The sequence below is a fragment of the Skermanella aerolata KACC 11604 genome (assembly GCF_000936425.1).
Taxonomy (GTDB): Bacteria; Pseudomonadota; Alphaproteobacteria; order Azospirillales; family Azospirillaceae; genus Skermanella; species Skermanella aerolata.
Genome location: NZ_AVFK01000008.1, coordinates 15,556 through 41,737, shown reverse-complemented (window position 1 = coordinate 41,737; position 26,182 = coordinate 15,556). Strand labels below are relative to the sequence as shown.

Annotated in this window: 24 protein-coding genes, 2 tRNA genes and 1 riboswitch; of the genes, 13 read left to right on the top strand and 13 right to left on the bottom strand. The window is 64.9% G+C overall.

Translation table 11 applies throughout. From position 1 onward, the window contains the following. Positions 1 to 147: 147 nt before the first annotated feature. Together N826_RS12195 and glgX are read right to left on the bottom strand one after the other, a co-directional pair. Positions 148 to 1,938 carry a PAS domain S-box protein gene (locus N826_RS12195; protein ID WP_044429104.1) on the bottom strand — a complete coding sequence of 597 codons (1,791 nt, stop codon included), beginning with the start codon at positions 1,936 to 1,938 and terminating at the stop codon, positions 148 to 150. Next, positions 1,935 to 4,334, bottom strand: a complete 2,400-nt coding sequence (glgX, locus tag N826_RS12190) for a glycogen debranching protein GlgX (RefSeq protein WP_373866629.1) — start codon at positions 4,332 to 4,334, stop codon at positions 1,935 to 1,937. Before glgX ends, N826_RS12195 begins: the two co-directional genes overlap by 4 nt. A 154-nt stretch (positions 4,335 to 4,488) precedes the next feature. Here glgX and N826_RS12185 point away from each other — a divergent pair, with 154 nt between their 5' ends. Next, on the top strand, positions 4,489 to 5,625 hold the full coding sequence (locus tag N826_RS12185; protein WP_052831109.1) for a DNA topoisomerase IB: 1,137 nt from the start codon (positions 4,489 to 4,491) through the stop codon (positions 5,623 to 5,625). 29 nt (positions 5,626 to 5,654) lie between these two features. Next, on the top strand, positions 5,655 to 6,560 hold the full coding sequence (locus N826_RS12180) for a DMT family transporter (RefSeq protein ID WP_244619533.1): 906 nt from the start codon (positions 5,655 to 5,657) through the stop codon (positions 6,558 to 6,560). A 123-nt stretch (positions 6,561 to 6,683) separates the two neighbouring features. On the opposite strand, the gene N826_RS12175 is transcribed toward N826_RS12180, so the two are convergent. The 3 genes from N826_RS12175 to N826_RS12165 all read right to left on the bottom strand — a co-directional run bounded on the left by N826_RS12175 (position 6,684) and on the right by N826_RS12165 (position 7,188). Further along, positions 6,684 to 6,760: transfer RNA gene (locus tag N826_RS12175), tRNA-Arg, on the bottom strand. Between the two features lie 30 nt (positions 6,761 to 6,790). Then, complete coding sequence (locus N826_RS12170; RefSeq protein ID WP_044429101.1) at positions 6,791 to 7,084, bottom strand: ETC complex I subunit; 294 nt, start codon at positions 7,082 to 7,084, stop codon at positions 6,791 to 6,793. 27 nt (positions 7,085 to 7,111) lie between these two features. Beyond that, a tRNA-Pro gene (locus N826_RS12165) sits at positions 7,112 to 7,188 on the bottom strand. A 167-nt stretch (positions 7,189 to 7,355) separates the two neighbouring features. On the opposite strand from N826_RS12165, the gene N826_RS12160 reads away from it, so the two are divergent. Further along, positions 7,356 to 8,021, top strand: a complete 666-nt coding sequence (locus tag N826_RS12160) for a class I SAM-dependent methyltransferase (protein WP_044429099.1) — start codon at positions 7,356 to 7,358, stop codon at positions 8,019 to 8,021. Positions 8,022 to 8,045: 24 nt separating this feature from the next. Here the strand turns inward: N826_RS12160 and N826_RS12155 are convergent, their stop codons facing one another. Together N826_RS12155 and N826_RS12150 are read right to left on the bottom strand one after the other, a co-directional pair. Continuing rightward, positions 8,046 to 8,519 carry a DUF192 domain-containing protein gene (locus tag N826_RS12155; protein WP_044429097.1) on the bottom strand — a complete coding sequence of 158 codons (474 nt, stop codon included), beginning with the start codon at positions 8,517 to 8,519 and terminating at the stop codon, positions 8,046 to 8,048. A 75-nt stretch (positions 8,520 to 8,594) separates the two neighbouring features. Beyond that, on the bottom strand, positions 8,595 to 9,701 hold the full coding sequence (locus N826_RS12150) for an acetoin utilization protein AcuC (RefSeq protein WP_044429095.1): 1,107 nt from the start codon (positions 9,699 to 9,701) through the stop codon (positions 8,595 to 8,597). Between the two features lie 100 nt (positions 9,702 to 9,801). Further along, positions 9,802 to 9,910: riboswitch (TPP riboswitch) on the top strand. Here N826_RS12150 and N826_RS12145 point away from each other — a divergent pair. The 3 genes from N826_RS12145 (at position 9,903) to N826_RS12135 (ending at position 12,409) form a co-directional block, all read left to right on the top strand. Further along, complete coding sequence (locus tag N826_RS12145) at positions 9,903 to 10,670, top strand: ABC transporter ATP-binding protein (protein ID WP_044429093.1); 768 nt, start codon at positions 9,903 to 9,905, stop codon at positions 10,668 to 10,670. (Overlaps the previous riboswitch by 8 nt.) Beyond that, positions 10,667 to 11,431, top strand: coding sequence for an ABC transporter permease (locus N826_RS12140; RefSeq protein WP_044429092.1), 765 nt, complete (start codon positions 10,667 to 10,669; stop codon positions 11,429 to 11,431). The genes N826_RS12145 and N826_RS12140 overlap by 4 nt, the downstream gene beginning before the upstream one ends. Positions 11,432 to 11,437: 6 nt before the next feature. After that, entirely contained in the window at positions 11,438 to 12,409 is a 972-nt protein-coding gene (locus N826_RS12135; protein WP_044429091.1) for an ABC transporter substrate-binding protein, read from the top strand. A gap of 150 nt (positions 12,410 to 12,559) precedes the next feature. On the opposite strand, the gene N826_RS12130 is transcribed toward N826_RS12135, so the two are convergent. Then, positions 12,560 to 13,903, bottom strand: coding sequence for a glutamine synthetase family protein (locus N826_RS12130; protein WP_044429090.1), 1,344 nt, complete (start codon positions 13,901 to 13,903; stop codon positions 12,560 to 12,562). A 211-nt stretch (positions 13,904 to 14,114) separates the two neighbouring features. Between N826_RS12130 and N826_RS12125 the strand changes: the two genes are divergently transcribed. The 5 genes from N826_RS12125 to N826_RS12105 all read left to right on the top strand — a co-directional run bounded on the left by N826_RS12125 (position 14,115) and on the right by N826_RS12105 (position 18,779). Next, the gene (locus N826_RS12125) at positions 14,115 to 14,486 is read left to right on the top strand and encodes a hypothetical protein (RefSeq protein WP_044429088.1); all 372 of its coding nucleotides are present in this window, start codon (positions 14,115 to 14,117) and stop codon (positions 14,484 to 14,486) included. 123 nt (positions 14,487 to 14,609) lie between these two features. Continuing rightward, positions 14,610 to 15,707 carry a TRAP transporter substrate-binding protein gene (locus N826_RS12120; protein WP_044429354.1) on the top strand — a complete coding sequence of 366 codons (1,098 nt, stop codon included), beginning with the start codon at positions 14,610 to 14,612 and terminating at the stop codon, positions 15,705 to 15,707. 134 nt (positions 15,708 to 15,841) lie between these two features. Further along, complete coding sequence (locus N826_RS39910) at positions 15,842 to 16,663, top strand: phosphatase PAP2 family protein (RefSeq protein ID WP_169789331.1); 822 nt, start codon at positions 15,842 to 15,844, stop codon at positions 16,661 to 16,663. Then, the gene (locus tag N826_RS12110) at positions 16,664 to 17,941 is read left to right on the top strand and encodes an NAD(P)/FAD-dependent oxidoreductase (RefSeq protein ID WP_044429086.1); all 1,278 of its coding nucleotides are present in this window, start codon (positions 16,664 to 16,666) and stop codon (positions 17,939 to 17,941) included. A 103-nt stretch (positions 17,942 to 18,044) separates the two neighbouring features. After that, positions 18,045 to 18,779 (top strand): hypothetical protein, encoded by a 735-nt coding sequence (locus N826_RS12105; RefSeq protein WP_147040501.1) that lies wholly within the window; start codon positions 18,045 to 18,047, stop codon positions 18,777 to 18,779. Between the two features lie 56 nt (positions 18,780 to 18,835). On the opposite strand, the gene aptA is transcribed toward N826_RS12105, so the two are convergent. Next, positions 18,836 to 20,164 carry an omega-aminotransferase AptA gene (aptA, locus tag N826_RS12100; RefSeq protein WP_084720692.1) on the bottom strand — a complete coding sequence of 443 codons (1,329 nt, stop codon included), beginning with the start codon at positions 20,162 to 20,164 and terminating at the stop codon, positions 18,836 to 18,838. A 214-nt stretch (positions 20,165 to 20,378) separates the two neighbouring features. Here aptA and N826_RS12095 point away from each other — a divergent pair, with 214 nt between their 5' ends. Then, on the top strand, positions 20,379 to 20,927 hold the full coding sequence (locus tag N826_RS12095; RefSeq protein ID WP_044429084.1) for a cupin domain-containing protein: 549 nt from the start codon (positions 20,379 to 20,381) through the stop codon (positions 20,925 to 20,927). 18 nt (positions 20,928 to 20,945) lie between these two features. On the opposite strand, the gene spbR is transcribed toward N826_RS12095, so the two are convergent. Together spbR and N826_RS12085 are read right to left on the bottom strand one after the other, a co-directional pair. Beyond that, on the bottom strand, positions 20,946 to 22,058 hold the full coding sequence (gene spbR, locus N826_RS12090) for a SpbR family protein (protein WP_044429082.1): 1,113 nt from the start codon (positions 22,056 to 22,058) through the stop codon (positions 20,946 to 20,948). A gap of 96 nt (positions 22,059 to 22,154) precedes the next feature. Next, positions 22,155 to 22,925 carry a DUF6969 family protein gene (locus N826_RS12085; RefSeq protein ID WP_044429081.1) on the bottom strand — a complete coding sequence of 257 codons (771 nt, stop codon included), beginning with the start codon at positions 22,923 to 22,925 and terminating at the stop codon, positions 22,155 to 22,157. Between the two features lie 244 nt (positions 22,926 to 23,169). On the opposite strand from N826_RS12085, the gene N826_RS12080 reads away from it, so the two are divergent. Next, positions 23,170 to 23,952, top strand: a complete 783-nt coding sequence (locus N826_RS12080) for a DUF2927 domain-containing protein (RefSeq protein ID WP_044429080.1) — start codon at positions 23,170 to 23,172, stop codon at positions 23,950 to 23,952. A gap of 20 nt (positions 23,953 to 23,972) precedes the next feature. Here the strand turns inward: N826_RS12080 and N826_RS12075 are convergent, their stop codons facing one another. Next, entirely contained in the window at positions 23,973 to 24,971 is a 999-nt protein-coding gene (locus tag N826_RS12075; protein WP_044429079.1) for a catalase family peroxidase, read from the bottom strand. A 183-nt stretch (positions 24,972 to 25,154) separates the two neighbouring features. Continuing rightward, positions 25,155 to 26,144: a TAXI family TRAP transporter solute-binding subunit gene (locus N826_RS12070; protein WP_052831105.1), complete on the bottom strand. Its 990-nt coding sequence runs from the start codon at positions 26,142 to 26,144 to the stop codon at positions 25,155 to 25,157. Positions 26,145 to 26,182: the final 38 nt, after the last annotated feature.

The following is a 26,182-nucleotide window of genomic DNA, read 5'->3' as shown; positions in this document are numbered from 1 at the left end:
TTGATGTGACCTGTATGGACAGTGTTTGTTGGGCCACGGCCCAACCTACAGGCTTCTGCTTCGTAGGTTGGGCCCTTGCCCAACACTTGCCGATCGCAGGTCAAACTCTTCGGCTACTGGTCTGAGACCGACCTACAGCGGCCCGCCCTATTCCAGCGTGAACTTCAGCCGGTAGCGCGTTCCCGGCGGCGGTTCCATTTCAAGCTCCCCGGACACCTGCCGCACCAGCCGGTCCACCAGCATCAGCCCAAGGCTGCTGCTGCGCTTCGGCGGCACGAAACCTGGCCCGGTATCGGACACCGTCAGGACGACGGTGTCCCCGTCCCGCACCAGCCCGACCCGCACCGATCCTTCGGCGTCATCGGGGAAACCGTGCTTGAAAGCATTGGAGATCAGTTCGTTGGCGATCAGGGCCAGCGGAACGGCCGCATCCATGCTGACAGGCACCGGGTCGGTCTCGACGATCATGGCGACCCGATCCTCGTTATGTCCATAGGCGTCGTGCAGGTTGGCTGTCAGGGTGCGCAGGACCTCGGCGAAGTCGATATCCGCCATCGTGGTCGAACGGTAGAGCAGCTCATGGATCGTGCTCATCGCCGAGACGCGGTTCAGGCTTTCCCGTAGCGCGTCGCTGCCGACTTCGTCGCGCAGCCGGCTCGCCTGGAGGCGAAGCAGGCTGACGACGACCTGAAGGTTGTTCTTGACCCGGTGATGGACCTCCTTGACCAGTACCTCGCGCTCGGTCAGGGCCGATTGCAAATCCTGGTTGGCCCGCATCATCTCGGCTTCGACGCGTTTCTGCTCGGTTATATCGCGGACGACCGCGACCAGATGCAATGGTCGCCCATCCGAGTTCCGTACGACCGAAACGCTGTTATGGACCCAGACGACGGTGCCGTCGGGGTGCAGGTAGCGCTTCTCGAGCTGGTAGTCCTCACCGGTCGCCCGCGCCCGCTCCAGCATCGCCATGTTGTTCGGCACGTCGTCGGCATGGGTGATGTCCTGGGTTCGGAGCGCCAGCACTTCCTCCCTTGGTCGGCCGACGATCTCGCAGAAGCGGTCGTTGATCATCAGGAAGCGTCCGGTCAGGTCGATCTCGGTGATGCCGACGATGGCCTGCCGGAAGATCGCCGAGAACAGGTCTTCGCTGAGACGCAGCGCCTCTTCCGCCTGCTTGCGGTAGGTGATGTCGTGGACCACGAGAACGGCGCCGTCCACCCTGCCGTTGCTCCGGATCGGCGCGATCGAGCACTGGACATGAACCGGCGTGCCGTCTCGCCGGTAGAAGATGTCCTCATGTTCGTTCAGGGTTTCTCCGTTCGTGAAGACCCGGCCGAGGGGGCATTCCCGGATGGAGAACGGGCTGCCGTCGACCCGTTTGTAATGCAGCTTGTCGTGGAGGATCTCACCGAACAGCTCGTCGGATTTCCAGTCGAACATCCGCTCGGCCGCCGGATTGACGAAGGAGACCCTGCCGCGGGCATCCATCAGGAACATCCCTTCCACGGCGTTGTCGGTGATCGTCCGCATTACCCGCAGTTGCCGACGTGCATCCTCCTCCGCCTCGAACCGCTCCGTGATATCGACGCAACTTCCGGTATAGCCGGCAAACCCGCCAGCCGGATCGAAACGCGGCTTGCCGCTGTTGAGCATCCAGCGCCAGATCCCGTCATGCCGGCGCAGGCGGAATTGGACCTGGAATGGCTGCCGCACCGCGAACGCCGCCTGCGCGGCCTCCAAGGGCGCCAGATCTTCCGGGTGCAGCGACTCTCTCCAACCTTCGCCGGCCTCCCTTTCGGCAGGCCGGCCGGTGAAATCCAGCCAAGCGCGGTTGAAATAGATACCGCCCATGGAAATATCCGACATCCAGATCAGCACCGGAGCGCTGTCGGCGAGAGCGCGGAACCGCTCCTCGTCAGGCCCCAGCGGCTCGGTCATCGCGTCTCGCTCGGCTCTGTTTCCTGGCTTCCGGGCTGCTCGCCCGGTTCGGCAGCGGTGTTTTCCATCGCCTCAGCTTCGGCGTCGGATGCCTCTTCAACGGTTTCGCCATGGTCGGCCGGATCGAAAGCCGCGGCTTCCGCTCCGGTCGATACCTCCAGCGGCGCATCCTCTACCGGTGCTTCGGGTACGGGATCGGCCTCCGGCATCGCCAGGCGTTCACGCGCCGGCTCCGCCGTCGTCCAGACCGCTCCGTCGTGGAAGGCGGACAGCAGGACCAGGCTACGTCCCGACGCCTTGAAGCTCCCGTCGGCCTTCAGCATCTGGGTCTTGCGATCCGGCTGCGCCGTGTCCATCAGGGTCTGCCAGCCGACCACGCCGGGGACGCTCGGAACGGTGAAGGGCAGGTCCTCGTGGTAGGAATTCACCACCAGCATCAGGATGTCGCCGGGCTTATCGGTCCGCTGCTGAAGGCCGGCGGCCACCCTGCCGTCCAGCAGCATGCCGACGCAACGGGCCATAGGGTCCTGCCACTGCTCCGGGCTCTTCTCGGTCCCGGCCGGAGTGATCCAGGTAATGTCCTTGACGCCCAGTTCGCTGTCCTGTTGCCCGTGCAGGAACTTGGGCAAACCGAGCAGCGGATGGGAGTGGCGCAGTGCCACCGCCTGACGCACGAACTCGATCAGGCTGTAGCCGTCGTCGTCGATCTTGTCCCAGTTGATCCAGGCGATGTCGCTGTTCTGGCAATAGGCGTTGTTGTTGCCGTTCTGGGTATTGCCGAACTCGTCGCCCGCCAGGATCATCGGCGTCCCTTGGGAGAACAGCAGCGTCGCCAGCAAGTTGCGCTTCTGGCGCTCCCTCAGTTCCTTGATCGTCGGGTCGTCGGTCGGACCCTCGACACCATGGTTCCAGCTGTGGTTGTTGGAGTGTCCGTCCTGGTTGTTCTCGCCATTGGCCGTATTGTGCTTCTCGTTGTACGATACGAGATCGTTCAGCGTGAAGCCGTCATGGGCGGTGATGAAGTTGACGCTGGCCCAGGGCCGGCGGCCGCGCTTGTCGAAGAAGTCGCTCGACCCCGTCATGCGCGATGCCAGTTCCGGCAACTTGCTCTCGTCGCCCTTCCAGTAGCTGCGTACCGTGTCGCGGTAGCGGTCGTTCCACTCCGCCCAGCCGGGCGGGAAGCCGCCGACCTGATAGCCGCCGGGGCCAATGTCCCAGGGCTCGGCGATCAGCTTGACGCGAGACAGGACGGGGTCCTGACGGCAGGCGTCCAGGAAGCCGCCGCCCTGGTCGAAGCCATGCGGCTCGCGTCCCAGGATCGTCGCCAAGTCGAAGCGGAAGCCATCCACCCGCATTTCGGTCGCCCAGTAGCGAAGGCTGTCGGTCACCATCTGGAGGACGCGCGGATGCGACACGTTCAGCGTGTTTCCCGTCCCCGTATCGTTGATATAGTATCGCGGATCGGGCGCCAGACGATAGTAGGATGCGTTGTCGATCCCCTTGAACGACAGGGTCGGCCCGCGCTCGTTGCCCTCGGCGGTGTGGTTGTACACCACGTCCAGGATCACTTCGATCCCGGCATCATGGAAACGCGCGACCATCTCCTTGAACTCGCCGATCGTGCCGCTCGCCGAGTAGCGCGGCTCGGGCGCGAAGAAGCCTATGCTGTTGTAGCCCCAGAAGTTGCGCAGACCCCGCTCCAGCAGGTGACGGTCGTCCAGGAACGCGTGGATCGGCAACAGTTCGATCGACGTGATGCCGATGCTCTTGATGTAGTCGACGACGTCCTGGTGCGCCAAGCCGGCGTATGTTCCCTGCAACTGCGGCGGAACCGCGGGATGCCGCATCGTGTATCCGCCGACATGCGTCTCGTAGAAGATCGTCCGTTCCCACGGAATGCGCGGCGCCTGGGTGTTGCCCCAGGTGAAGGCGGGATCGACGACCCGGCATTTCGGCATGCCGGCGGCACTGTCGCGCCGGTCGAACGACAAGTCGTCGCGGGGCGAGCCGATCCGGTAGCCGAAATGGGCGTCGGACCAGCGCATATGCCCGACCAGCGCCTTGGCATAGGGATCGAGCAGAAGCTTGTTCGGGTTGAAACGATGCCCGACGGTCGGCTCGTACGGCCCGTGGACTCGGTAGCCATAGACCGTCCCCGGCCGTGCATCCGGCAGGTAGCCGTGCCAGACCTCGTCGGTGTACTCCGGCAGTACGACCCGCTCCAGTTCGCGCCGCCCGTCCTGGTCGAACAGGCAGAGTTCGACCTTGGTGGCATGAGCGGAGAACAACGCGAAATTCACCCCCAGGCCGTCCCAGGTTGCGCCCAGCGGAAAGGGAAGACCTTCCTGTACACGTGACCGACGAATAGTCTTTGAAGCTTGCTGTAGTCTGCTCACGGATCGGCCTCGACGGAGTGAAAAAGAACGGGTGTTCAATGATTCAGTCACCTGTGAACAATCCAGCAGCCAATCGGGTCCCATCCGCAAAATCAGGCGCGCTGATTTTCTTCACAGACCGTTATTGCAGGGGAGTACGGTTGAGGATGTGAGAATGAAGAACGGCGCTACTCAGGCGAAGAACCCGGCGAACGGATCGGTCAACGGTCCGGAAACCGGAGACGAAGGTACGATAGTCGATGCACCGGCCGCGGCCGAACAGGCCGGGCTGGTCTATGTCTCGGACGAGGAACCCGGCATCCGGCGGCGCAAGTCCGGCAAGGGTTTCAGCTTCCGCAATCCCGACGGAACGGCCGTCAAGGACAAGGAGACGCTGGGCCGCATCAAGTCGCTCGCGATCCCGCCGGCCTATACCGACGTCTGGATCTGCGCCGACCCCAAGGGCCACATCCAGGCGACCGGCCGCGACGACAGGGGCCGCAAGCAGTACCGCTACCATCAGCGCTGGCGGGAAGTACGCGACAGTACGAAGTACGAGCGTATGCTGGATTTCGGCAAGGCCCTGCCCGCCATCCGCGAGCGCATTTCGGCCGACATGGGCAAGCGCGGCCTGCCGCGCGAGAAGGTGCTGGCGACCGTCGTCCACCTCCTGGAAAACACTCTGATCCGGATCGGAAACGCCACCTACTCCAAGGAGAACAAGAGCTTCGGCCTGACGACGCTTCAGGACAGGCATGTCGAGGTCGACGGCGGCAAGCTGCGCTTCCAGTTCAAGGGGAAGAGCGGCAAGACCTGGAACCTCCAGGTCAAGGATCGCCGCATCGCCCGCATCGTCAAGTCCTGTCAGGACGTGCCGGGGCAGCATTTGTTCCAGTACCTCGACGACGATGGCCAGCGGCATGGCGTCACCTCGCAGGACGTCAACGATTACCTGCGGGAGATCAGCGGACAGGACTTCTCCGCCAAGGATTTCCGGACCTGGGCCGGTACCGTGCTGGCCGCCATCGCCCTGACCGAGTTCGAGACCGTCGACACCAAGGCTGCCGCCAAGCGCAACCTGCGCGATGCGATCGAGCGTGTCTCGTCCCGGCTTGGTAATACCCCGGCCATATGCCGCAAGTGCTACATCCATCCCCAGGTACTGGACTGCTATCTCGAAGGTGATCTGGTCAACCAGTTGAAGGACCAGATAGAAGAAGACCTGCGCACCCAACTGGATGCGCTGAAGCCGGAAGAAGCCGCCGTCATGGCCTTCCTTCACCGCAGACTGACGCGAGATGCCGCCGCCTGACGCGGCGTCGAGCACCGCCGGAGCCGATCTTGTCCTCACCCGCGTCCCTGGCCGACCCATCCGCATCGTCCGCAGCCGAGAACCGCCTGGGCATCCTGTGCATGGTCACTGGCATGGCGCTGTTCACGCTGAACGACGCCATGGGCAAATGGCTGGTGGAAACTTGCCCGGTCCCGCTGATCCTGGCCGTACGCAGCGCCTCGGCATTGCTGATCCTGGCGCCGCTGGTCATGCGTGCAGGCTTCTCCAGCGTCTTCCGCGTGCCCGATCCCGGCCGCCATCTGATCCGGAACGTCCTGATCGTCGCCGAAGTCGCCTTCTTCTATCTGGCGGTCCGCGAAATGCCGCTAGCCGATGTCATGACGATCTACATGGCGGCCCCATTGCTGGTCACGGCGTTGTCGGTACCGTTGCTGGGCGAGAAGGTAGGGCTTAGGCGCTGGATCGCGGTCGGCATCGGCTTCGCCGGGGTCGTCCTGGTACTCCGCCCCGGCGGCGACTTCCTGTCGGCGGGAACTCCCCTGGCCCTGGCCGGCAGCCTGACCTTCGCGCTGACGCTCATCTCGACGCGGTCGTTACGGGGCGCCAGCGGCCTCACCCTGATCACGACCCAGACCCTCGGCGTCGGCGTGGCGGGGACCGTCGCCCTGCCCTTCGTCTGGGTCGCCCCCAGCTTGCTCGAACTGTCGCTGATCGGCGTGCTGGGTGTCGTGGCACTGGTCGCCCACGTGCTGGTCAACCATTCGCTGAAACTCAGCCCGGCGGCGGTCGTCGCCCCTTACCAGTACACCTCGCTGGTCTGGGCCATGGCACTGGGTTGGGCGTTCTGGGGCGACGTGCCGGATTTGCCGGTGGCGTTCGGCGCCGCACTGATCATCGGCAGCGGCATGTTCGTCTTCCATCGCGAACAGCAACTGGCGAAGGCGGCTTCCTGATGCCAGTGGAGTTAAAAGTATTCGCCCGTCTGGAATGTTAGATGTCGGGCTGAAGAGGCCCGACCTACGCCAGCGTGCTTTTGTCCGCGCTTGATTCTGTAGGTATTGAAATTCATCAAAAAATGGCGCGCCCTGCTGGATTCGAACCAGCGACCGTCCGCTTAGAAGGCGGGTGCTCTATCCAGCTGAGCTAAGGGCGCCGCGTTGGGCGGGTGGCCCCGGGCGCGTCCTCAGCGGACGCGGTCGGGGCGGAAATTGTCGGCGTAGTTGCGCGGGCGGACGCGGCGCTGGTGCGCGTCCTGGACGATGTATTCCCAACCCTTGCGGTCGGCGAAAGCCGTTGCCTCTTCCTTGGTCGGGAACTTGAGACGGACCTGATTGAGGGTGTCGCCGGAAGCGATCCAACCCATCAGCGGTTCCGCGCGCCGTGGCGTCGCGTTTTCGTATTCCAGAACCCAATCATGAGTCTTGCCGCGGCCGGACTGCATGGCCGACTTGCTGGGCTGATAAATACGCACCTGCATGGTTCGCTTCTCCACGACTTCTCGCAATGGTCGGAACGCCGAGATTCGAACTCGGGACCCTCTGCTCCCAAAGCAGATGCGCTACCAGACTGCGCTACGTTCCGCCGATGCGTGACATACAACATGATCGAGACGGCAGCAACCCACCGCTCTGGAACTCTCCTCAAGAAATTTCCGCCACCCGCATATATATGTAACCCTGTGGCGATTAGCCACCGGTCCCATCCCTCCTGATCCGCCCTTCCCCGAAAAATTCCGACGAGGTCTCGCGTTGACCCAGCAATCCGTTTTCCTGCCTCCGGACATCCACCGGTACATCCTCGACAACTCGCTGCGCGAGCCGCCCATCCTTACCCGTCTGCGGGACGAAACGGCGAAGCTGACCCACGGTCACTATCAGATAGCCCCGGAAGAAGGACAGTTGCTGACGCTGGTGCTGGAACTTCTGCGGGCGCGGCGGACGCTCGATATCGGCACCTTCACCGGCTACAGCGCCATGATCGCGGCTCTGGCGATTCCGCCGGAAGGCAAGGTCGTCGCCTGCGACGTCAGCGTGGAGTGGACCGATGTCGCCCGGCGCTACTGGGAAGAAGCCGGGGTCGCCGACAGGATCGACCTGCGGCTGGCGCCCGCCTCCGATACGCTGGCGGCCCTGGTCGGCGAAGGGGCGGCGGGCAGCTTCGACTTCGCCCTGATCGACGCCGACAAGGAGCTTTACCCCTCCTACTACGAGCAGGCGCTGACCCTCGTCCGCCCCGGCGGCGTGATCGCGATCGACAATACGCTGTGGCGCGGCACGGTGGTCGACCCGGCGGCGACCAAGCCGAAGACGGAGACGTTCCGTTCCTTCAACGCCTTCGTCCATGCCGACGAGCGGGTGACCCAGGTCATGCTGCCACTGGGCGACGGCCTGACCCTGGCGCGGAAGCGCCCCTGATCCCTGGCTCCTGATCCCCGAGCCTCACTTCGGAGGCTGGAAAGCCTCATGCACGACCCGGTCGCCGGCGCGGATGCCGAGCTTCGACGCCATCCCGCCGCCGATCTCCAGCACGCCCTTGACCGGGCCGGCCGAGCTGATCGTGTCGAGCGAATGTGGAACGGCGCGCTCGTGGATGTTCACGATCCGGCCGTCGGTGTCGATGAAGACCATGTCCAGCGGGATCAGCGTGTTCTTCATCCACATCGACATCGTCTGTGTCGCCGGCAGGATGAAGAGCATGCCGGCGTCGGGCGCCAGTTGTTCGCGGAACATCAAGCCCTGGGCCATCTGGCGCGGTGTCTGCGCGATCTCGATCGCGAAGCCGTATTTGCCGCCCGATGCGGTCTCGATGGTCAGGCGCCCCGTCGGGAAGGTTTCAGAGGCGTAGAGCGGCCCTGTTCCGGCCGCAACCAGCAGCAGGACGAGGGTGAGGATTCGGGTAATCGCAGCAGCCATGTTCCAGTCGCTACAGCAGCGCCTTGAATATGTAAAGCATTTGAGCATCCGGGCAGGTCCCGCCATGCCATCCCGTCATTCCATGACGGTATCGACGATCCGCAGGATGTCGTCGCGCACATGTCCGGGGCGCGGCGCGTCGGCTATCGTGGTGAACCAGTGTTCCGGCGGGTTCTGTCCCTGCCGGCGGGTCCAGGTCAGCGCCCGCAGGACTTCCTCCGCGTCCGGTGTCACGGGCACATCGGGGTCGATCCCGTTGAGCGTCGCCCAGACGCCGGCCCAGCAGCGCCCGACCGACCACGGATTGTAGCCGCCACCCCCCAGCACCAGGACACGGGGCGCCAGCGTCGAAAGCTCGGCGACCGCCGCCCACAGAGCTCGGTTGGACAGGCCGAGCCGGCTCATCGGATCGTCGGCCAGCGCGTCGGCGCCGCACTGGATCACGACGGCGTCGGCATCGAACCGCCGGCCCAGCGGCATCAGCGCTTCGTCCACGATATAGGCCAGTTCCGAATCGTTGAACTCGATGGGAACGGGCAGGTTGCGCGCCAAGCCGCCGGCGCGTTCCTCGACCTTACCGGTATAGGGCCAGCGGCCGGCTTCGTGGACCGACACGGTCAGCACTCTGTCGTCATCGGCGAAACCGTATTCCACGCCGTCGCCGTGATGGGCATCCAGGTCGACGTAGTAGACCCGCTCCAGCCCGCCGTCGAGCATGGTCAGGATGCCAAGGACAGGATCGTTGAAATAGCAGAAGCCGCTGGCCCGGTCGGGCATGCCGTGATGGGTCCCGCCCGCCGGGTTGTAGATTATGCCTTCATGTTCGGCCAGCAGCCGTCCCGCCATCAGCGACCCGCCGGAAGCGGTGGCGGGACGGCGGAAGACCTCGGCGAAGATCGGGTTCTCCAGCCGGCCGATGTTGTACCGGTCGCGCGATTCCGGATCGAGCCGCTGGTCCGCCTCCGCACGCCGGACGGTATCGATATAGGTCCGGTCGTGGTACCGGGCGAGCTGGTCCGGCGTCGCCATCGGACTGTCCAGATACGACCGGTGGTCCAGCCAGCCCATGGCGCGGGAAAGGTCGATGGCGGTGGAGACTCGGGGGATCGCCAGCGGATGCTTCCGGCCATAGGAGGAGGCCCGGTAGATCTCGCTGCCGATGAACAGGGGTCTGGTCAGCATGGAAGGTCAACTAGGCCGCTGTTCAGGGTTCGTCAACTATATCGGCCGGACATCGCCGGGGATGCTTGCCAGACCGTCATGGACTTGCAATAGTCTGCCCAACCTCACTGGGGGGAGCCGATGGTCGGCTGAGAGGTCCCAAGTCTCGGGACGACCCCTGGAACCTGATCCGGTTGATACCGGCGTAGGGATCAGTGACCCATGCACGACATCGTGCGGCCTTCCGCATCCGCTCCAATACCCCCCGTCGGCGTTTCGATCCGGCGGGCGCGCCTGACTTTCGATGGCGCCGCCGTGTTCGACGGCCTCGACTTCTCGCTGCAAGGCGGGCGATGGACCTGCCTGCTCGGTCCCAGCGGCGTCGGCAAGACGACGCTGCTGCGGCTGATCGCCGGACTGGCCGCCCCAGAACCGCCGACCGAAGTGACGGCCGAGGACGGCGGACCGCTTGCCGGCCGCGTCGCCTATATGGCGCAGCAGGACCTCCTGCTGCCGTGGCTGAGCACCCTGGATAACGTGCTGGTCGGCTCCAGGCTCCGGGGAGAGAAGATAAGCCCCGCCCTGACCGGTCGGGCGCGGGACCTGCTCGACAAGGTCGGCTTGGGCGACCGCCTGCGGGCCAAGCCGGCCGAGCTTTCCGGCGGCATGCGGCAGCGCGTGGCGCTTGCCCGCACGCTGATGGAGGACCGGCCGATCGTCCTGATGGACGAGCCTTTCTCCGCCCTGGACGCCATCACGCGGCTGCGGCTCCAGGAGGAGGCCGCCCGGCTGCTGACGGGCCGGACGGTGCTGCTGGTCACCCATGACCCGCTGGAAGCGCTGCGCCTGGGCCACGACATCCATGTCATGGCCGGCCAGCCGGCGGTGATCGGCCCCGCCATCTCGCCGTCAGGACCACCGCCGCGTCCGCCCGACGCCCCGGCACTTCTCGCGGGTCAGGCGGACCTGCTCAGGCTGCTCGCGTCATGATGCGGGTCGTCCGCCCCGCCGTTACCGCAGCGGTGCTGGTTGTCGCCTGGCAGATGCTGGTCTGGGCGACCGGCGTGCCGCGCTTCATCCTGCCCGATCCGGTCCGGGTGGCAGCGGCCCTGTACGAGCGCGCGGGCATCATCGGCTACCACGCCCTGTTCACGGTATCTGAAATCCTCGGCGGCCTGGCTCTCGGCGGCGTGCTGGGCGCCGTGACGGCCCTGGTCCTCAGCTATTTCCGGCCGGCGCGGCGCTGGCTGATGCCGGTGCTGGTGTTCAGTCAGGCGATACCCGTCTTCGCACTGGCACCGCTGCTGGTGCTGTGGATGGGCTACGGCATGGCGTCCAAGATCGCGATGGCGACGCTCATCATATACTTCCCGGTAACTTCGGCCTTCTTCGACGGGCTGCGGCGGACCGAGCCGGGCTGGCTGGACCTCGCCCAGACCATGGGCGGGTCGCGCTGGAGCACGCTGATCCATGTCCGGCTGCCGGCTGCCCTGCCCGCCTTCGCCTCCGGCCTGCGGGTCGCGACGGCGGTGGCGCCGATCGGGGCTGTCGTGGGCGAATGGGTCGGGGCATCGGCCGGTCTCGGCTACCTGATGCTTCACGCCAACGGACGAATGCAGGTGGACCTGATGTTCGCGGCGTTGCTGACCCTGGCCGTGATTTCCGTGACGTTCTACTTCGCGGTGGACGCGCTGCTCCGGCACGCCCTGCCCTGGCAACCGACAAAAAATTCGAACGATGAGAGGGACTGATCACCCATGCGTATTCCAGCATCGCGAAGGACCGCGCTGAAGGCCGGCATAGGCGCCGCCGTGATAGCGGCGGGACTCGTAACCTCGCTCCCGGCCTTTGCCCAGGACAAGCTGACCGTCCTGCTGGACTGGTTCGTCAATCCGGACCACGCGCCGCTCTATGTGGCGCAGGAGATGGGCTATTTCCGGGAAGTCGGTCTCGACGTCGATCTGGTCGCCCCCGCCGACCCCAACGACCCGCCGAAGCTGGTAGCCGCCGGCAAGGCCGATCTGGCGATCTCCTACCAGCCGCAGCTTCAGATGCAGGCGGCGGAAGGACTGCCGCTGACCCGCATCGGTACGCTGATCTCGACTCCGCTCAACACGGTGGTCGTGCTGGCCGACGGTCCGGTCAAGTCGATCAAGGACCTGAAGGGCCGCAAGGTCGGCTATTCGGTCGGCGGCCTGGAAGACGCGCTGCTCGGCGCCATGCTGGAGAAAGCCGGGCTGAAGCTGTCCGACGTGTCGCTGGTCAACGTCAATTTCAGCCTGTCTCCCGCCTTGCTGTCGGGTCAGGTCGATGCCGTGGTCGGCGCCTACCGCAACTTCGAACTGAACCAGATGGACATCGAAGGCCGGCCCGGCCGCGCCTTCTACCCGGAGGAGGAGGGCGTACCGCCCTATGACGAATTGGTCGTCGTCGCGAACCGGGAGAACGTCGCCGACAAGCGGCTGCCCCGCTTCCTGGAAGCGCTCGAGCGCGGCACGCTGTACCTGATCAACCATCCGGAAGAGTCATGGAAGCTGTTCGTCAAGGCGAACCCGGAACTGGACGACGAGCTCAACAAGCGTGCATGGCGCGATACCCTGCCACGCTTCGCCCATAGCCCCGGCGCCCTCGACTCCCGGCGCTATACCCGATTCGCGGAGTTCCTGAAGGAACGTGAGCTTATCGCGTCGGTGCCCAAGCTGGACGACTACGCCGTTGAACTGAAGTGATACCAGCGCGTCGATGTCGGGCTGAAGAGGCCCGACCTAGGAGTCGATCCGGTGGTGGCGTCGGCGTTTCTGGCTGGCGTCACCCGTAGGTCGGGCCTCTTCAGCCCGACATCGACGCGTCGGCAGATCGGAATATTCCGGCTTCGGTGATCAAACGTTCAGCAGCAGGTTTTCCCGCTCCCAGGAGCTGATGACCCGCTGGTAGGCGTCGTACTCAGCCTGCTTGACATGGGTGACGGCGGCGATGAAGCGTTCGCCGAAGATCTCGCGGAGCGGCTTGCTGGCGTTGAACTTGTTGATCGCGTCGGACTGGTGACGCGGCAGGGTATAGGCCAGCCGGTGGGCGCTGCCCTTGACCGGGTCTGTCGGCTCCAGATCCTGGATCATGCCCAGATAACCGCATGCGAGCGAGGCTGCCATTGCCAAATACGGGTTGGCGTCCGCTCCGGCCACGCGGTTCTCGACACGGCGCGATTCGGGCGGCGACACCGGCACGCGGAAGCCGGTGGTGCGGTTGTCGCGTCCCCAGTGGACGTTGATCGGCGCATCGGACCCGGCAATCAGCCGGCGGTAGGAATTGACGTTGGGGGCCAGCAGCGGCATCGCCGACGGCAGGTACTTCTGGAGGCCGGCGATGTGGCTGAGGAAAAGGGGCGTGTCCTCGCCCTGGTCGGTCGAGAACAGGTTACGCCCGGTATCCTTCTCCACCACGCTTTGGTGGACGTGCATGGCGCTGCCCGGCTCGCCCTGCATCGGCTTTGCCATGAAGGTCGCGTAGACATTGTGGCGGATGGCGGTCTCGCGGACGGTGCGCTTGAACAGGAAGACCTGATCGGCCAGTTCCAGCGGGTCGCCGTGATTGAAGTTGATCTCGATCTGCGCGGCGCCAGCTTCATGGGTCAGCGTGTCGATGTCGATCCGCTGGGCTTCGCAGTAGTCGTAGACATCCTCGAAGATCGGATCGAATTCGTTGACCGCGTCGATGCCGTAGGCCTGACGCCCGCTCTCGGTACGGCCGGAGCGGCCGACCGGCGGCACCAGCGGATAGTCCGGGTCCTTGTTGACCTGGACCAGGAAAAACTCCAGCTCCGGCGCCACGATCGGCTTCCAGCCGCGCGCGTCGTACAGTTCGAGCACCCGCTTCAGGACCCAGCGCGGCGAGATATCCACCGGGCTGCCGTCGGCATAGTCGCAGTCGCTGATCACTTGGGCGGTCGCCTCGGTGTACCAGGGGACGAGGCGGATCGTGTTCTCATCCGGCCGCATGTAGATGTCGGAATTGGCCGGGCTGGTCACGTCCTCGTCGTCGGGATATTCGCCCGTGACGGTCTGGATGAAGATCGCCTCGGGCATGCGGAGCCCGCGCTCGCGCAGGATGCGGAGGAACTTTTCAGCCGGCAGGATCTTGCCGCGCGCGATCCCGGACATGTCCGGGACCAGGCACTCGACTTCGGTGATCTGGTGGCGCTGAATGAAATCACTGAGCAGGTTCATATATATGACGGCGCGGGCGCACCCCCGCCGGCTCCGCTTTGTTGCGCTCGATGGCCTGCATTATGGGTCTTGCCGGCAAAACGCGCCAGTGGGTGTATGCATTTTGTCCATCTCCCTGAAGAGGTCGCTTTCGGAGAGCGGATCGCATTTGGTGCTTGCGCCGGAAGCACCTTGGCTTTAGCGCAGGGGACGATATGACAAGGGGGATTGCATGCGCATCGTGTTCCTGGCTTTACCGGCGGTGATGATGCTGTCCGGCTGCGGTCTGGTCGGAATGATCGCCAGCGGCGTCAGCGACGGCACCAAATACGTCATCAACCGGGTGGAGCGTGATCCGGAGATCCAGGCCCGCAGCCAGCAGGGATACGGACCGGCGGGCGGCGACACCGATCAGGCGGTGCAGCAGGAGCAGGCTTATCCGAACCAGAACTACCCTACCCAGAACTACCCGACCCAGACTTATCCGGCCGATCCCGGTGCCTCGCAGCCTTATCCGTCGAACCAGAACGGCGGAGCGACCGGTGCGCCCGCTCCCCTTACGGCGCCGGTCCAGCCGGTCACGCGCGGCGAACCGCTGAACTGATTCGAACCGGACTGGATCGCACATGACCGGGCGCGGCTTCCGAACGCGTTGTAACGCGACGGCGGAGAAGGCACTATGCCGCCCCAAAGAGGTGCCGGACAGGCTTCCATCAAGAGAGGCGACATGAAAAGACGTCAATTCATCACCACAGGCGCCATCGGCGGAGCGGCGGCGCTCGGTGCGGCATCCTCGTTCCCGGCGCCGGCGATCTCGCAGGGCCGCCAGCAGTGGACCATGGTCACCTCCTGGCCCAAGAACGCTCCTGGAGTCGGCGTCAATGCGCAACGGGCCGCCGACATGATCACGGCCCTCAGCGGCGGCCGGCTCTCGGTCAAGCTCTATGCGGCGGGCGAGCTGGTGCCGCCGTTCGAAGCGTTCGACGCCGTCGTCAGCGGCACCGCCGATATGCTGCACGCGACCCCCTATTACTGGCAGGGCAAAAGCCCGGTGTTCCACTGGTTCACCGGCGTTCCGTTCGGCCTGAACGCGACCGAACATGCAGCCTGGCTCTATTTCGGTGGTGGACAGCAGCTTTGGGACGAGGCCTATGCCCCGTTCGGCGTCAAGCCGCTCTACGCCGGCAGCAGCGGCGTACAGGCCGGCGGCTGGTTCGTCCGGGAGGTCAAGAGCTTGGCCGACCTTCGCGGCCGCAAGTTCCGGATCGCCGGCCTCGGCGGCGCCGTGATGCAGAAGATGGGCGTCAACGTCGTGCTGACGCCGCCGGGCGAGATCTTCGCCGCGCTCCAGTCCGGCGCGGTCGACGCGGCGGAATGGGTCGGACCATGGAACGACCTTGCGTTCGGCCTGCACCAGATCGCCAAATACTATTACCTGCCCGCCTTCCACGAGGGCGGACCGGCCCTGGAGATCAGCGTCAACAAGCAGAAATATGACGCCCTGCCGAAGGATCTCCAGCAGATCGTCGCGGCGGCGGCACAGGCCACCGCGACCACGACTCTGGCCGACTTCAACTGGCACAACGCCATCTCGCTGGAGCCGCTGGTCCGCGACCATGGGGTCCAGCCGCGCACATGGCCGGACGACGTCGTCGCCGAGATGGGCCGGGCGACCAAGGAAGTGCTGACGGAAATCGCTGCGTCCAGCGAACTGGCCGGCAAGGTCCACGCGTCCTTCACCAACGCCCTGCAAAAATCGCGGGCCTGGAGCAAGTGGAGCGATCAGGCCTATCTGACCATTCGCGAACAGGCCCTCGGCGCTTGATCCGAAAATACGGAGAGACGGGCCGCGGAATTTTTCCGCGGCTCGAAGGAAGTCTCGACACCGAAAAGGCCTTCCAGGTTTACTCCATACGGCATAGTCATATGCACGAGTGGAACGGATCTGGATCTATGCCGATGGCACCTGACAAGCGGACCTCCGACAACAGCGGTCTGGCGGCCTTCAGGACGTCGCGGGTGCGGCGGAGCATTCAGATAGGGCTGGCGATCCTGATCGTGCTGGTACTGGTCCCAGCGATCGACCTCAACGTTTCCATGCTTTTCTTCGATCCTGCCGCGGGCTTCATGTGGCGCAACCAGCCGGTACCGGAGTTCCTGCATAGCGCGATCCAGATAACGGCGCGCATTATCGGCACCGTCACCTTGCTGGCATTTCTCCATACCGCCATCCGCACCGTTCGGTCGAAGACCGCTGGGACACTGCTGCGGCTCGGGCCGAAGAGTTGGGCCTTCCTGTTCCTGGGACTGGTGCTTGGGCCGGGACTGGTTGCGAACGTCGTGCTGAAGGACATGTGGAACCGGGCGCGGCCTGTTCAGGTCGAGGAATTCGGCGGGCGTCAATATTACAGCCCGCCGATGGTGTTCAGCAATCAATGCGAGAAGAACTGCTCCTTCGTGGCCGGCGATGCCGCCATGGGTTTCTATCTCCAGATCGTGGCCTATGTCGTGGCGCGCCGCTTTTCGGGACCGCTGCTCATGGCGGGCATGGCTGCCGGACTGGGAGCGGGGCTTCTCAGGATCGCGATGGGAGCCCATTTCTTCAACGACGTGATCTATGCCGGAGTTTTCATGACCTTGACCATAGCCGGGCTCCACGCCGCGATGTTCGGATCGGCGCAGACTCTTGTATTCTGGCGGAGATGTACGCCGTGGTGCGACAGCCGCTGGCCGATCCTTGGCTGCCGCAGTCCCACCTCTTGCGGCAGGGGACGACCTTAAGTGGCCGGCAGGCTGCACCCCCGTTCCTGGTACGCCGACACCGCCCTGCCCCAGCCCGACCATCCGGAACTCGACGGCGAGATCCGGTGCGACGTCTGCGTGGTCGGCGGCGGCTATACCGGGCTTTCGACCGCCCTGAACCTTGCGGAGCGGGGTTATGACGTCGTCGTGCTGGAAGCGGAGAAGATCGGCTGGGGAGCCTCGGGCCGCAACGGCGGCCAGATCGTCACCGCCTACAACCCGCCGATGGGCACCATGGCCGGCTGGGTCGGCAAGGACGATGCGCGCTTGCTGTGGGAACTGGGCGAAGAGTCCAAGACCATCCTGCGCGACCGGGTAGCCCGGCATAGGATCGACTGCGATCTGCGCTGGGGCTACGTGATGGCCGCCCTCAAGCAGCGCCAGATGACCGGCCTCCGTGAGATGGAGTCGGAATGGCGCAACGACTATGGCTATGGGGAAGCGCGACCACTCGACCGGGCGGAGATCAGGTCCATGGTCGCATCCGACGCCTATGTCGGCGGCCTGTTCGACGGCGGCAGCGGACAGCTTCACCCGCTCAACTATGCGATCGGCCTGGGGTCCGCCGCGGCGGAAGCCGGCGCCCGGATCTTCGAAGGCTCGCGTGTGCTGAGGATCGAAACCGGAGCCTCCCCCGCGGCTCATACCGCTGCCGGCGTGGTCCGCGCCCGGTACATGGTGCTGGCCGGCAACGCCTATCTGGGCCGCCTCGCCCCCGAACTGGCGGCCAAGATCATGCCGGTCGCGACATACATGATCGCGACGGAACCCTTGGGCGAGAAGCGCGCGGCCGAGTTGATTCCCTGCGGCCACGCCGTCGCGGACGTCAACTTCGTCCTCAACTACTACCGCCGCTCGCCCGATCACCGCCTGCTGTTCGGAGGTGGCGTCAGCTATTCGGCGCTCGACCGGCCGGACCTGAAGCGGCTTCTCCGCAAGACGATGCTGCGCTACTTTCCGCAACTTGCGGACACGCGGATCGATCATTGCTGGGGCGGCAACGTCGCCATCACCATGAACCGGACACCCCATTTCGGGCGACTCGGGGACAACGTCTTCTTCGCCCACGGTTATTCGGGCCACGGCGTCGCCCTGACCGGGCTGGCGGGCAAGCTGATCGCGGAAGCGGTCGGCGGGACCGCCGAGCGGTTCGACGTATTCGCCCGCCTGCCCCACGCCAGCTTCCCCGGCGGCGCTGCCCGCACACCGCTGCTCGTGCTGGCGATGGCATGGTTCAGGCTGCGCGACCTGCTGTGACATGAGCAGGTCTCGGGCCGGGAGTTAACTCGAAAGGATTGGAAAATTGCCGCATTTGCTGTGATGAATGATGAGATCAGTCATCACAGCAGCGCGCCCGCCCGTGTCCAATAGGTCGATCGTATCGGCAGCCCTGGGGCTGTTCATCCTGACGTTCCCGCTCGCGGCTCCGGCATCCGCGCAGACCTGCCAGACCCGCCCGCCTGACGCGACCGTTTCGCTGAAAATAGCGCAGAACGCGCCGCTGACCCGGGAAGAGCGCACCTACAGCGAATTGACCCGCCTGTTCAAGAAGCCCGGCGCCCATCCCGCCGGCCTCTATGTCGGGGCCTTCACTGTCGCCCAGCAGTCACGCTACCGTTGGACAAGCGACGGACGGGAATTGTGCGTCTCGATCGAGGCGGTGGATGTCACGATCACGCTGACCGACCCGAAGATCTATGTCGGGAGCGAGTTGGAAGACGACGACTGCATCCGCGAATCGGTCTGGCAGCACGAGGTCCTGCATTACAGGATCGACCAGGACGTGCTGGACCGCTTCACGCCGATCATCCAGCGCAAGATCGAGTTCGCGGTGAAGCAGGCCGGCTCCCAGGTCGCCAAACGCGAGTCCGATGTGGAGCGGATCGGCGAGCGGATGGCTCGGACGATCCGTCAGCATCTCGACCGTGTCTCCGGCGATATGCTGAGCGAACGCGACAGATTGCATGACAGACACGACTCGAGGGAGGAGTATTCCCGTACGGGCGATGTCTGCGCCCATGGCAAGCTCGGCAATTCCAAGCCCGTCCTGTGCGCGTCCGAGCCCCGTCTTTGCACCAACCTGGAGCAGCCATAAGTCTGCGTTGACGAAGTGATGTCGGGCCACGGCCCAACATCACTATCGCCCGGCCTCTACTCGATCGTCGCCAGGACTTCCCGAATGGTCGTGAAGATCCGGTCGATCTCGGCCTTCTCGATGATCAGCGGCGGCGACAGGGCGATGATGTCGCCGGTTGTGCGGACCATCACGCCGGCCTCGAAGCACTTCAGGAAGGCTTCGAACGCCCGCTTGGTCGGCTGGCCGGGCAGCGGCTCGAGTTCAATGCCGGCGATCAGACCCAGGTTGCGCAGGTCGATGACGTGGCGGGCGTCCTTCAGGCTATGGACCGCGTCTTCCCAGTACGGCGCCAGATCGGCGGCGCGCTGGAACAGTCCGTCTTCCTGATAGGTGTCCAGCGTGGCGAGTGCCGCCGCACAGGCGACCGGGTGACCGGAATAGGTGTAGCCGTGGAACAGCTCGATGGCGCCTTCGGAGCCGGTCATGAAGGCGTCGTAGATGTGCTTGCGGACAAAGACGCCGCCCATCGGAATGGTCCCGTTGGTGATGCCCTTGGCCGTGCAGACGATGTCGGGCATCACGCCGAAGTAATCGGTGGCGAAGCCGGCGCCCAGGCGACCGAAGCCGGTGATGACCTCGTCGAAGATCAGCAGGATACCGTGCTTGTCGCAGATCTCGCGCAGCCGCTGAAGGTAGCCCTGCGGCGGGATCAGCACGCCGGTCGAGCCCGCAACCGGCTCGACGATCACGGCGGCGATGTTGGAGGCGTCGTGCAGCGTGACGATGCGCTCCAGTTCGTCGGCCAGATGGCCGCCCCATTCCGGCTGGCCCCGGCTGAAGGCCTGGTGTGCCTTGTCGTGGGTGTGCGGCATGTGATCGACGCCGTTGAGCAGGCTGCCGAAGAACTTGCGGTTGGACACGATGCCGCCGACCGAGATGCCGCCAAAACCGACACCGTGATAGCCGCGCTCACGGCCGATCAACCGCTGCCGGGTGCCTTCGCCCCTGGCGCGCTGATACGCCAGCGCGATCTTCAGCGCGGTATCGACCGACTCCGATCCGGAGTTGGTGAAGAAGACGTGGTCGAGGTCGCCGGGCATCAGGTTGATCAGGCGCGATGCCAGTTCGAACGCCGCTGGATGCCCCATCTGGAAGGCCGGTGCGTAATCGAGCTCGAAGACCTGTTTCTGAACAGCCTCGACGATCTTGGGACGGCGGTGGCCGGCATTGACGCACCACAGGCCCGCCGCACCGTCCAGGATCTTCCGGCCGTCCTGCGCCGTGTAGTACATCCCCTCGGCCGACACCAGCATGCGCGGCGCCTTCTTGAATTGCCTGTTCATCGTGAACGGCATCCAGAAAGCTTCGAGGTTGTTCGGCTGACTGGTCATGATGCCGTCCATGACGGGCTCTCCTTCACTGGTCGAGGATTATGGCGGGTTGGCACGAACGGACAGCTCTGTCTGTTCGTCTCGTTGCCAGCAGCCTAAGCCACGCTCAAGAAAATCGACAAGGGCCTTGCAGCCGCAAAATGAGACAATAAGGTGCCTTGCGCGAAAGCCACTTACCTGTTCAATATATTCAACAGGTTTAACAGTGGTTCGCGGGTAGAATCCCATGGAGTTCGATGTCGGCGCCCGGCTCCGGGCAATCCGCGAGATGCACGGGCTGTCGCAGCGTGAACTGGCGAAGCGGGCCGGCGTCAGCAATGCATCCGTCTCGTTGATCGAGCAGAACAGGTCGAGCCCCTCGGTCGGCTCGCTCAAGAAAGTGCTCGACGGCATCCCCATGAGCCTTGCCGATTTCTTCTCGATGGAACAGGCGCCGCGCGAGCAGGTGTTCTTCCGCGCCGAAGACCTGACCGTCATCAGCGATGGAGCGATCCGTTATGCCCAGGTCGGCCGCGACCCGGAAGCGCGGGCGCTCCAGATCCTGCATGAGCAGTATCAGCCAGGGGCGGACACCGGTCAGAACATGCTGCGCCATGCGGCGGAGGAAGGCGGCGTTGTTTTGCGCGGCCGGCTGGAGGTGACGGTGGGAGACCAGCGCCGCATCTTGGGGCCGGGAGACGCCTATTACTTCAACAGCCGCCTGCCCCATCGTTTCCGCACCGTCGGCGAGGAAATCTGCGAAGTCGTCAGCGCCTGTACGCCGCCCAGCTTCTAGCGGCGGCGGACGGTTTCCTCAGTCCGCCGGCTCGACCAGGTCGCCCAGCTTGTTGAGCAGGTAATCCAGGTCATCCGAGGACAGATCCTCGTACTGGGTCAGGATCCGCTCGATCATCTTGCGGCGATGGCGGTCGAGGTCGCCGGGTTCGCCGTCTAGCAGCGTTTCGTGCGAGACATCGACCGCTACCCGGAAGGCTGGCAGCAGGCGGGTCGGCAGGCCGGCGCGCTCGTAAAGCGACTTCAAGCCCAGCCGCCCGGCATCGTGGATCAGCAGACGGGCGTTGGTCAGCGGCACCTTGGCCAGCAGCGACAGGCTCGCTTCCAGGATCGCCACGTCGCCCATGCAAAGCGCCCGGAGCATCAGCGACGGCGTCAGGCGGCCGTTGCGGCGCAGATGCTCGACCAGCCGTTCGACGTCGGCGTTGTCCTGGCCGTCGGTGAACAGCGAAACCGTCGCGCGCTCGCGGCTTTGCAGCACCAGATCGCTGGCGATGCCCGCCGGCAGGTCGTGATGGGTCACCAAATAGTCGCGCAGGGTGTCGGAAACCAGCGCCACCAGCCGCTCGGCCACCGTCACCGGCAACTGGTCGCGATGGACCAGCGGTTCCTGGATGGCGGGGCTGTCGCCGAAGCGGTCAAGCACGCGGCCCAGGCTCTCCGGCGCGATCTTCGCGCCGGGATTGGCCACCAGCTTGGCGACCGCCTGCTCCGGCGCCGTTTCCACCAGCACGTCGGCGACCTCGGCGCTGACTTCCGGCCGCCCGGCGATGGCCGTCTGCTTGGCGGCGGTGCCGGTGCGCACCAGTTCGATCAGATCGACGTCGGTCAGGACCGACGATGCCCCGAGCACCGGCAGGGCCACCGCCTCCACGTCGCGGGCGAGCGTCAAGGCGACGTCGCGCGGCAGGCTCTGCGATGACTTGAGATTTTCGGCAAGCGCCTGACGGACGCGCTCGGCGGCATCGCGCGCCATGACGCGGACGATGCCCTCGGCAAGCTTTCGCTCGCCTTCGGTCAGACTGACGCTTTCAAGACTTGCCGCGACTTTGGCGGCCATTTCGGCGCGGGTCTGCGGAGAAGGATCCGCCAACAGCCGTTCGACATCCCGTTGGGTCAGGTGTTCGGTCATGTTTCCAGTCGTATTCCGGCGCTACGGGCGGCATGGGAATTATCCCAAGGACCGGCTCACTCTTCGCGTCGATTTTCCGGCTGCAATGCCTAATCTTTAGTTAATTTGAGAGCTGCTTTTCAGCAAACTTCGCTCTGCCGGTGCCTCGCGCCGGCGGACCCGGGCCAGCGCCAGCTCGATCCGGGCGATCTGGTCCTCGATCGACACGCGCATCTCGGACGTCACCTCCAGGTCTCGGTCCTCGAAGATGTTGACGCGGGGATGCATGCCCGATCGCCGCTGGATCTCGGCGTCGCGGGCATGGAGCAGTTCCACGATCTGCGGCCGGAACATCCGCATCAGCGCGGTGATCCAGCGATTGGCCGGCCACGAAGGACGCGCATGGTCGATGACGAAGCAGTCCAGCATGCGAACCACGTCGCCGGCCGAGTACCATGTTTCCCCGGTGACCCAGCGGTTGGTGGTGAACAGGCGGATCGGCAGTCCCGCCCTGTCCATCGAAATGCCGACCAGATGACACAGCGCATCGTTCTCGGACGAAGGTTCCTTGAGGTCGGGTACGGGAGCCGGGGCTACTCCCGCCGGCATGCCGAGCGGCCGCAGGAACGTATGGAAGTGGCCGTGCTCGCCCGATACGCGCTCTTCCTCGGGATGGGCATGGTAATAATACTGGGCGTGATGCTCCGAATCGTAGATGTCGCCCTGCGGGTAATGCCGCCACTCGAAGAAGGTGCCGGCACCGCGAAGAATCTCGCCCACGACGTTGTCGCCGGTCTTCGTGAGAACACGCTGGCAGGTCAGCACTTCACGCGCCGCATCGGCCATGGCCTGCAACTCTCCGCGTGACAACAAACCGAAGTCGGTCATTGCCGGATCATCCCACCCGCATTGTTGAGTCCTTCACTCACCAGCCGACGAACGACTCAAAGGCTGAATACGTTCCCGGCGGCTGGATAGCTTAACCCACAAACCATGAAGGGGCATTCTGGATTTTCGGCATACCCGCGGGGGCGCGAAACAAGGAAGGCCCGGCCACTTGGACCCATTGGTCCGGCAACCCATTCTACATGAAGCAGTCGATGCCAACCGGCAGCGGGAGGTCAGGGAAACGATGCGCCAGCACACCGCCGGAGCTTCACCGTCATCGCGATCAGTCCTGCTCGCGCTGCTGCTCCTGCCGCTGGCTCCGGCGCCGGTCCTCGGCAGTTCCGTCGATCTTCCCGCCATCGTGCTTCAGGCACCTCCCGACCCCGACGGTCATCCTTCCCAGTGGCTGAACCGCGCCGTCGGGCTGTTCGACCAGGGTGCGCTGGCGAACGAAACGCGCCATGCCAGGCCGGTGACCAAGTGGGCGGGCGCTATCGGCATCGCGGTGCGCGGCGATGCCGGAAGCGAGTGGCTCGCCCGGGTCCAGCAGATTGCCGACGATCTGGCGGACCTGACCGGGCAGCAGATCACGGTCGAGGACAACCCGCTCTGGGCCGGCGACATCGACGTATACGTGACCAACCGGGCCTCCTACTGGCCGTTCTTCGTCGAACCCGCCAGCGGGGTCAAGGACGAGCCCTTTACCTGCATCGCCCTTCCCTCCACCGTTAACGGCGAGATCAGGGGATCGAAGATCCACATCAACGCGGGCGTCATGCCGCCCGACGGCGTAAGCGCCTGCCTGCTGGAAGAGATCTTCCAGAGCATGGGTTTCTTCGGAGAAACGCCGGGGCACCCGGAAACGGTGCTGGACGACGATATCGGCTACCGGGAACTCGGGTCGATGGACCGGCTTCTGCTGCGGACGCTGTACGATCCCCGCCTGAGCGCCGGGATGCCTCGGGACAGGGCACTGCCGCTGGTCCGCCAGATCCTCAGGGAGAACCTGTCCGACCAGCGGCGCTGACCGTCACGGGCAGGGCAGCGTCACTCGCTCCGGCGGGAGAACGAGACCGCGTAGGAGGCGTCGCGCACGGCGATCAGCGGGTCGTCCGACGGCGCCACGCCGTCGGTCACGTTGCCCGGCAGGAACAGCAGCGACTTCGCCGCTTCCTCGTTGTCTGCCGCCGGAGCCGTGATCGTCAGGACGCCGAGTTCGACGCGCTTGCGGTCTTCCGGCCAGGGGATGGTCGCATCGGTGATCGGGTCGCCGGCGGCCGCGACCTGGGCCAGCAGGCGGAACTGTACCGGCGCCTTCGCCAGCCGGGCCTTCAGGTCTTCGCTCAAGTAGTCGGGCGCCCGCTTGGCGGCATCCTCGGGGGCGAGGTATTTGACGCCGGCCAGCGGTTCGGCGACGTAGCGGATGAAACTCGTCTCCCCCGCCTTGTTGGTGAACCCGAACGCGTTGATGCCGAAATACTGTTCGGTGGCGAAGCTCTCCGGCGTCCTGACGGTGGCCCCGGCCTTGGCGACCGCCGGATGCTTCGATACGAACTCTTCGAGTTTGGTCGGCTTCGGGCTGTCGGGCTTGCTGGCGGCGACCGCCAGCAGCAGGTCGCGGAATTCGGCCGGGGTCGCCACCGGGAAGAAATGCAGGCTGTTGATCACGATGTCGGTTTCGCTGCCGTCCGGCAAGCTGAACTTGACCGCCAAGCCGTGGGGATTGGCATTGGGGTCGCCGTCGGGAATGTTCGGGACGCCCGTGGCATTGGAAAAGCGGACGGTCACGGGGACGGTTCCTGCCTGGAAATGGGCGGCGCGGGTCAGTCCGGCGGCATCCGGCGAGGCCTTGAAGCTGCCCTCGGCGACGATGCCCTTGGCATGGTTGACACGCTGGCCGGGATGCTTGCCGAAAAGGGTCTGGAAGGCATCGACGATCTGTTCCTCGACCGGCGTTTCCTGTGCCGAAGCTCTCGGAACGATCCCGAATACGGTGACGGCGAAGCCCAGGGCGATCAATGAGATCGTGGCTACCGGCTGGCGCATGACTGACTCGCAAGGTTGTGGTGTCAGGCGGAACCAGGGCCGCCCGTTTGATGCGATGCTGCCAGCGCCGTGCATCACCGGCAATTCACAACGCGGTGATCCGCAAAGAAGACAGCAGGAACCGACAAAACGCAGGCTCGCCGGCCCTATCCCGTCCCAGCCTAGTCCTATCCCAGCCCGGTTCTACCGCAGCCCCGCCTCCTTGAAATACCGCTTCGCCCCTTCGTGGAGCGGAGCCGTCAATCCCTCCGTCGCCATGGCTTCCGGCTCCAGTTCCCGCAGGACCGGATGGAGCGACGTGAAATCGTCCAGGCCTTCGAACACGGTCCTGACCATTTCATAGACCGTGTCGGCATCCACCCCGGCGGAACTGACGAGAGTCGCCTTGACGCCGAAGGTCTCGGTCTCTTCGGGAACGCCGGTATAAAGACCACCGGGAATGACGCTGCGGGCAAGCCAGGGACTGTCGCCGACAAGCCGCTGGACGGCACGTCCGGCGACGGGAACCAGCGCGATCGAACACGCTGAGGCGGCCTCCTGAACGGCGCCGCTGGGATGGCCGCCGGCCAGGACGATGGCATCGACCCGGTTGTCGCACAGTGCGCCGGCCTGCTCGGATGCCGGAAGCTCCGACGCGAGCGAGAAATCCCGCACCGTCCACGAGAAGGCCTTCAGCACCGTATCCAGCATGATACGCCCGCCGGAGCCTTCCGGCCCGATATTGACCCGCTTGCCCTTGAGGTCCTGGAACGTGCCGATGCCTGCATCCGCCCTTGCCACCACCGTAAGCGGCTCGCCATGCAGGCTGAAGACGGACCGCAGGTTCTTGAACGGACCTTCGTCGCGGAACCGGGCCGTGCCCTTGTAGGCATGGTATTGCCAGTCCGACTGGACGATGGCCATGTCCATTTCGCCCCGCCGCAAGGCCTCCAGGTTGAAGACCGAACCATCCGAGGACTCTACCGCGCAACGGATGCCGTGCTCGGCGCGGCTCCGGTTGACCAGCCGGCAGATCGCCCCTCCCGCCGGATAATAGAGGCCGGTGACGACTCCGGTTCCGATCGTGACGAAGCGCTGCTCCTGCGCCACCGCCGGGTTTGGGGCAACCATGGTTCCTGCCGTAACCGTCGCGGCTGTCAGGGCGAACGCCATGCCCAGGACGGCTGATCTCATAAGACTTGTTCTCCGTAGCTTGCTCCGCCGGAAGCCGG